The organism is Tabrizicola sp., assembly GCF_036781545.1.
GTDB lineage: Bacteria > Pseudomonadota > Alphaproteobacteria > Rhodobacterales > Rhodobacteraceae > Tabrizicola.
The window spans coordinates 1-7,240 of the sequence record NZ_DAIQAT010000173.1 but is presented as its reverse complement, the minus strand read 5'-3'; the positions used below and the strand labels follow the sequence as shown (position 1 = coordinate 7,240).

Genomic DNA, 7,240 nt, shown 5'->3' with positions numbered 1-7,240 from the left:
CGATGCCGACCCGCGCCCAGGTGCGCGAGCAGGTGGTCAACCAGAAGCTGGAAGGTCTGGCCGAGGGCTACATGGAAGAGCTGCGCTCGGCCGCGATCATCCGCGAGCCGTGAGCGCGCCGGTCCTTCTGACCTGCGGCGACCCGGCCGGGATCGGCCCCGAGATCGCGGCCAAAGCCTGGGCGGCGGGCGAGCGCTTCGTCTGGATCGGCGACCCCCGGCACCTGCCCAAGGGGACCCCATGGCACGAGGTGGCCGAGGGCGAGGTTCCGGGCGATGTCCCGATGGCCGTCCTGCGCCACGATTTCGCGTCCTCTGCCCCGCCGGGCCAGCCGGTCGCGGCCAATGCGGCGGGCGTCGTGGCGGTGATCGAGCGCGCGGTGCGGCTGGTGATCGCAGGCAAGGCGGGCGCGGTCTGCACCGCACCCATCAACAAGAAGGCCCTGAAGGACGGGGCGGGCTTCGCCTTTCCCGGCCATACCGAATTCCTCGCGCATCTGGCGGGGGTGGACCGCGTGGTGATGATGCTCGCCTGCCCGGGTTTGCGGGTGGTGCCGGCGACGATCCACATCCCGCTGTCCGAAGTGCCCGCGGCGCTGACCGAGGCGCTTCTGGAAGCGACGATCCGCATCACCCGCGCGGGGCTGGTCCGGGATTTCGGCATCGCCGCCCCCCGGATCGCGGTCGCCGGGCTGAACCCCCATGCGGGCGAAGGCGGCACCATGGGCTGGGAGGAGGAGCGGATGATCAAGCCTCTGCTTAACCGGCTGCGGGCGGAAGGGCTGGACGTGACCGGCCCCTGGCCTGCCGACACGATGTTCCACGCAGGCGCGCGGGCGGGGTATGACGTGGCGGTCTGCGCCTATCACGACCAGGCGCTGATCCCGATCAAGACCATCGACTTCGCGGGCGGGGTGAACGTGACGCTGGGCCTGCCCTTCGTGCGCACCTCGCCCGATCACGGCACCGCCTATGACATTGCGGGGCGCGGGGTCGCGGACCCGTCAAGCCTGATCGCTGCGCTGAAGATGGCGCGCGAGATGGCATCGGCGCGTGGGGTGTAGGCCTTGGACGCCTCCGGCGGGGATATCTTTGCCAGTATGAAAGCCGGGAGGTCGTCTTGGGGACGATAGACGGGCTGCCGCCGCTGCGCGAGGTGATCCGCGCGCATGAGCTGGTGGCGAGGAAGCAGCTGGGGCAGAATTTCCTCTTGGACCTGAACCTGACCGCCAAGATCGCGCGGGCGGCGGGGGACCTTTCCGGCTGCGACGTGCTGGAGGTGGGGCCCGGTCCCGGTGGGCTGACGCGCGGGCTTCTGGCGGAAGGCGCGCGGCGGGTGGTGGCGGTGGAGAAAGACGCCCGCGCCTTGCCCGCCTTGGCCGAGATCGCGGCGGCTTATCCGGGGCGGCTTACCGTGCTGCACCGCGATGCGCTGGAGCTGGACCTTGCCCCGCATCTGACCCCGCCGGTGAAGGTCGTCGCCAACCTGCCCTACAATGTCGGCACCGAACTGCTGATCCGCTGGCTCACGCCCGCGGCCTGGCCGCCCTTCTGGTCCTCGCTGACGCTGATGTTCCAGAAAGAGGTTGCCGAGCGCATCGTCGCGAAACCGCGCACCGAACATTACGGGCGGCTGGCCCTGCTGGCGCAATATCGTTGCGAGGCAAGGATCGTGATGACTTTGCCGCCCGAGGCCTTCACCCCCGCGCCCAAGGTGCATTCGGCGGTGGTGCAGCTGACCACCCTGCCCGGCCCGCGCTTTCCGTGCGACTTCAAACTGTTGCAGCGCATAACGGCCATGGCCTTCAACCAGCGCCGCAAGATGCTGCGGGCCAGCCTGAAGGGGCTGCGTCCAGACATCGAGACAGTGCTGGAAGGCGTCGGCATCCCCCCCACCGCCCGGGCCGAGGAGATCGGGCTGGAAGGCTTCTGCGCCCTGGCACGGGCAGTGGCCTAGCCCCAGGGCAGGCATCAGCCGGGTCAGGCCGAGACCGGCTTGCCCAGGCAGTGCCAGAGTGCACGGGACAGCATCTCGATCCGGATGGGCTTGGCCACGACCGCGGTGAAGCCACGGCCGAGGTAATCGTTGACCTGATGCGTCATCACGTTCGCCGTGACCGCCACCGCGGGGCGCATCGGCTTGCCCTTGCGCGCCGCGAGATCGTTCAACGCGTTCAGCGTGTCGATCCCGTCCATGCCGGGCATCGCGATATCGAGAAGGACAGCATCGAAACATTCGGTCTCGAACCGGTTGAGCGCCTCTCGCCCATCGGCCACGATCAACGTCTCGACGCCAAGCGCCTGCAACATGCTTTGCAGGATGATCCGGTTGGTGGCGTTGTCCTCGGCGGCGAGCACCTTCATCGCGGGAAGCCGCGGCAGCGTGGTCTCGCCCTCCAGCGCGGTCCTGCCGGTGATCACCGGGATCGCCAGTTCGACCCGCGCAGTCACGCCCTGCCCGCGGACCGAGGTCAACCCGACATCGCCCCGCATCAGCCGCGCGAGGCGACGGACGATGGGCAGACCCAGGCCGGTGCCAACATGGCTGCGCCGCGAGCCGCCCATGCCTTGGGTGAACTCCTCGAAGGCGCGGGCGATCTCGGCCTCGGACATGCCGATGCCGGTGTCGCGCACCTCGATCATCAGACGGTCGGGGTCCGAACAGTCAACCTCCACGGTGACGCCACCTGCATCGGTGAATTTCAGCGCATTGCCCAGCAGGTTATGCAGGATCTGGATCAGCCGCATCTCGTCACCCAGCCGCACCTCGCCGGGAGTACCGCCGATGCAGCGGGTGACGAGCCGGACCTGCTTGTCGCTGGCGGCGATCTGGTGCAGCGCGGCGACACGGGCCAGAATCTCCGGCAGCCGGATCGGCCGCGGATCGAGCACCAGCCGCCCGGCCTCGATCTTGGCAAGGTCGAGGATGTCGTTGATCACGCCCAGAAGATGCTCGCCGGAATCGCGGATCACCCGGACCATGGCCTGCTCCGCCGGGTCCGAGAGCCGCCCCGCCAGAACCGTCGCCATGCCGAGCACCCCGTTCAGCGGGGTGCGGATTTCGTGGCTCATCGCGGCAAGGAAGTCGGACTTCGCCCGGTTCGCGGTCTCGGCGGCGGTCATCGCGGCACGCAGGCGCACTTCGTTCTGCACCTCGTCGGTGATGTCGGTGAAGGTGCAGACGACGGCGAGGTCGACGCCGGGGGCGGTCAGCCGGGCCGAGGTGACGGCGACGGCGCGGCGTTCGCCGGTCGGCCAGTAGATGTCGTGGCGCAGGGCGTGCATCCCGGGTTCGCCGGCCAGGGCGCGGCTTACCGGCAGGTTCCCGCTGCTGACGCGGTTGCCCTCCAGGTCTGACACTTCGGCCGAGCCGAGCAGCTTCAAGAGGCAATCCCCCGCCGAGACCCGGCGCCCCAGCACCCGTTCGGCAGCGGCATTGGCGAAGACCACGCCGCCGCGTTCGTCGACGACGACGATGCCGGAGACCGAGGATTCCATCACCCGCGCCAGCGTGTCGCGTTCGCGGGCCAGCGCCGCCTCCAGCGCCTTGGCGGTCGAGATGTCGAGGTTGATGCCGCTGGTCTTCACCGGCCGGCCCGTCTCGTCCCATTCTGCCACCTGCGTCCGGGTCAGGACCCAGACCCAGTGCCCCTCGCGGTGGCGCAGGCGCACCTCGTGCTCGACCTGCCACTGGCCGGCATCGAAGGCTTCGGCTTCATGGGCGATAAGCGCCGCGGCATCATCGGGGTGCAGCATCCCCAACCAGCGGACCAGCGGCATCGGGTTCAGCTCCACCGCCCGGTAGCCGAGGATTTCCGCCCAGCGGTCGCTGACCAGCGTCACCCCGCTGCGCATGTCGTGTTCCCAGGTGCCGACCTGGGTCCCGTCGATCACCTGGCTCAACCGCTCCTGAGCCTCGGACTGGACGGTCACATCCAGCGTGATCCCGGAAATGCGACGCGGGCTGCCATCAGCCCAGCGAAGGGCCACATGGCCACGGGTCAGAAGCCAGACCCATCTGCCCGACTGGTGCCGCATCCGGCAGCGCAGGCCGAATTCGTCGCCGCCCTGCAGGAAAAGCGACAGCTGCACCTCAAGCACGGCGCGGCGGTCCTCGGGGTGGACCAGGTCGATCAACCCGTCCAGCGCGGGGGAGGCCGTCAAGCCAAGCATGGTTTCCCAGCAATCGTTGATCGTGCTGAAACCGTGTTCGGCGTCCCAGTCCCAGACCGCGATCCCGCCGCCTTCGACCACCTGCTGCAAGCGGCGGTCGGCAAGGCGGCGGGCGGTCACGTCCTCGTAAAGGCCCACGGTTTCGCGGGACGGCGTGGCGCGCTCGCGGACCCAGATCAGGCGGCCGTCGGCGAGCTTGTCCTCGTTGTCCCAGACCTCGGTCAGCGGGCGGTCCAGCCGTCGTTGCAGGTTCGCGTCGTCTCTTTCACCCGGAGCGCCGAAGGTTCCCCGCGCGATGGCGGCGCGCAGAAGGTCGTCGTAGAGCGCGCCTTCGCGGATCAGGTCGGCGATCTCGGCGAAGACACGGACATAGGGCGTGTTCCACAAGACCAGCCGGTCCTCGGCGTCGAACACGGCGAAACCGTCGTCCAGCGCCTCGATGGCGGCGAGGAACCGCGACTTGGTCGATTCCAGCCGGTCGCTTTCCAGCTTCAGCGCCCGGGCGGCCTCGACCCGCAACAGGACGGAAGATACGGCCCGGGCGACGGAGGTAAGCAGGAACACCACGTCCTGGCCCCAATGCCGGTCGCTGCGGGAACAGTCGAAGCCAAGGACGCCGAAGAGCCGGTCGCCCTCGCAAAGCGGCACCATCAGCGTCGAATGGGAACCGATCTCCGTCAGGAACAGGCGTTCGGGCGACCCTTCGGGCAGCTCGCTACGATCAAGAACGGCGACGACCCGGCCCTCGATGAAGGCCTGATGCCAGGCGGGGCGGACGACCTGTGGCTGACCCTGCATGACGGGCTTCATCGCCAGAACGCCTGGCCCGACCCATTCATGCGTGTTGGTATACCCGGTCGCAGGGGAGTAGCGGAACAGGAAGGTCCGCGCGAAACCGTAGGTCTGGCCCAGCGTCGCCAGCACCGCCTGGATTTCGCTGTCCATGCTGTCGGGAGTCACGTCGAGCAGGCGGTTCATAAGCTCGACCACGCGGAATTCGACCCGCGCAGGTTGTGCAGTCACAGAGTCGGGCTGACCTGCGTGTCCCATAGATCCCCTGCATTTCAACGGGATTATCCGCGAGAAGCGCCTTTCCCGCAAGCGGGCTTCTCCGGGAGTGCGTTCAACCGCAGAGACCGCTGCACCGAAGGGTGAGACCGCGCCGGTATCGACCGACGGCACGTGCCCCGAAATGACAGTCTCCCGGTGAAAACCGCTTTCAACCGTTTGCAGCTCTGCAGCATCAGCGCGATATCCGCCCTGCGGCCATGGCAAGCGCGCGCCGGGCCGGAGGGTCGCAGCAGAACGCCTTGACAGAACCCCTCCGTCAGAAGCCGGTCAACACCGCCGCCAGCGCAAGGGTCGCGGGCAGTGCCTGAACATAGAGGATGCGCCGCGCCACAGTCGCCGACCCGTAAAGTCCGGCGACGATCACGCAGGCCAGGATGAAATGCGCAAGCTCTGCCCCCGCGCCGGGGATGCCACGGACAAGCGCAAGGATGAGACCCGCTGCGAGAAAGCCGTTGTAAAGACCTTGGTTCGCCGCCAGCACCCGGGTATTGGCGGCGAATTCCGCGCTGACCCCGAAGATGCGGCGGACCTGCGGGGTTTCCCACAGGACCATCTCCATCAGCAGGATGACAAGGTGGATCAGCGCCACCAACCCGACCAGCGCCGCCCCGATCATGCGGCAGGCATCCGGGTCTCGGCCATCTCGGCATACCAGCTGGAGCCGAAGGGGATCGCGCTGTCGTCGAAGTTGTAGGCGGGGTGGTGCACCATCGCCGTATCGCCGTTGCCCATGAAGATATAGGCGCCGGGGCGTTCGTTCAGCATGAAGCTGAAATCCTCGGCCCCCATCAGCGGCGGGGTGTCGGTGTCAACGACGCCCGAGACCTTGCGCGCCACCTCCGCCGCGAAATCGGTGTTCTCCGGCGTGTTGATGGTGACCGGATAGCCGCGCTGGTAGCTCACCTCGGCCCGCGCCCCAAGCGCCAGCGCGGTGCCCTCGACAATCTGGGCGATACGGGCCTCGACGAAGTCCTGCACGGCATGGTCCATGGTCCGGACGGTGCCCTTCATCTTCACCACCTGCGGGATGACATTGTGGGCGGTGGAATCGGTTTCCACGGTGCAGACCGACACCACGATCTGCTTCAGCGGGTCGACGTTGCGGCTGGCGATGGTCTGCAAGGCCACGATGATATGCGCGCTGACCACGGTGGTATCTACGCAGTCATGCGGCTTGGCGGCATGGCCGCCCTTCCCCGTCACCACGATCTCGAACTGGTCGGCGGCGGCCATCATCGCGCCGGGGCGGATGGCGAAATGGCCGACCGGAATCCCAGGCATGTTGTGCATCCCGTAGACTTCCTGCACGTTCCATCGCGACAGCATCCCGTCCTTCACCATCTCGCGGCCCCCGCCGCCGCCTTCCTCTGCTGGCTGGAAGATGCAGACCACGGTGCCGTCGAAATTCCGCGTCTCGGCAAGGTATTTCGCCGCGCCCAAGAGCATCGCCGTATGCCCGTCATGCCCGCAGGCGTGCATCTTGCCGGGCGTCTGCGAGGCATAGGGCACCCCGGTCTGCTCGATGATCGGCAGCGCGTCCATGTCCGCGCGCAGGCCGATGACCCGGCCCCGGCTGTCGCTGCGCCCCTTGATCACCGCAACGACCCCGGTGCGCCCGATGCCTTCCACCACCTCGTCGCAGCCGAACGAGCGGCAAAGATCGGCGACCTTCCCGGCGGTGCGGTGGACGTCGAACAGAAGCTCGGGGTGCTGGTGGAAATCCCGGCGCCAGGCGGTGATCTCGGGCAGAAGCTCGGCGAAGCGGTTCTTGACGGGCATGGGTGGTCTCCTTTGCCCCGGCAGGGTGGACCCATTGCCGGAAAACGGCAAGCCCTTGGGCCAGGGTCAGGAAAACCGGAATGTGATCGGAGACCTGTTGCCGATGTCGCACATTTTCGCCATATCGTCGTAAAATCGTCATGAACCCGGCTTGTTGCGGCCAAAGGCCCGCGCAATATCGGAAAAAGAGCCAGCGAACGGAGCAGTCAGATGGCCAC

The 7,240-nt window shown here is 67.7% G+C and carries 5 protein-coding genes; 2 read left to right on the top strand and 3 right to left on the bottom strand.

Going from position 1 to position 7,240, the window contains the following annotated elements; genetic code table 11:
* Positions 1-109: 109 nt before the first annotated feature.
* Positions 110-1,063, top strand: coding sequence for a 4-hydroxythreonine-4-phosphate dehydrogenase PdxA (gene pdxA, locus V7Q39_RS17985; RefSeq protein WP_333817992.1), 954 nt, complete (start codon positions 110-112; stop codon positions 1,061-1,063).
* A gap of 56 nt (positions 1,064-1,119) precedes the next feature.
* Positions 1,120-1,956, top strand: coding sequence for a 16S rRNA (adenine(1518)-N(6)/adenine(1519)-N(6))-dimethyltransferase RsmA (gene rsmA, locus V7Q39_RS17980; RefSeq protein ID WP_333817991.1), 837 nt, complete (start codon positions 1,120-1,122; stop codon positions 1,954-1,956).
* Between the two features lie 23 nt (positions 1,957-1,979).
* Here rsmA and V7Q39_RS17975 read toward each other — a convergent pair whose 3' ends face one another.
* The 3 genes from V7Q39_RS17975 to V7Q39_RS17965 form a co-directional block, all read right to left on the bottom strand.
* Positions 1,980-5,195 (bottom strand): PAS domain-containing protein, encoded by a 3,216-nt coding sequence (locus tag V7Q39_RS17975; RefSeq protein WP_333817990.1) that lies wholly within the window; start codon positions 5,193-5,195, stop codon positions 1,980-1,982.
* Positions 5,196-5,499: 304 nt separating this feature from the next.
* The gene (locus V7Q39_RS17970) at positions 5,500-5,859 is read right to left on the bottom strand and encodes a DUF1304 domain-containing protein (RefSeq protein ID WP_333817989.1); all 360 of its coding nucleotides are present in this window, start codon (positions 5,857-5,859) and stop codon (positions 5,500-5,502) included.
* Positions 5,856-7,022, bottom strand: coding sequence for a M20 aminoacylase family protein (locus V7Q39_RS17965; protein ID WP_333817988.1), 1,167 nt, complete (start codon positions 7,020-7,022; stop codon positions 5,856-5,858). Before V7Q39_RS17965 ends, V7Q39_RS17970 begins: the two co-directional genes overlap by 4 nt.
* Between the last annotated feature and the right edge of the window lie 218 nt (positions 7,023-7,240).

Bases quoted from the DNA above. Each gene is read 5' to 3' on its own strand.
- V7Q39_RS17970 (WP_333817989.1), bottom strand. From the start codon at position 5,859: ATGATCGGGGCGGCGCTGGTCGGGTTGGTGGCGCTGATCCACCTTGTC.
- V7Q39_RS17965 (WP_333817988.1), bottom strand. From the start codon at position 7,022: ATGCCCGTCAAGAACCGCTTCGCCGAGCTTCTGCCCGAGATCACCGCC.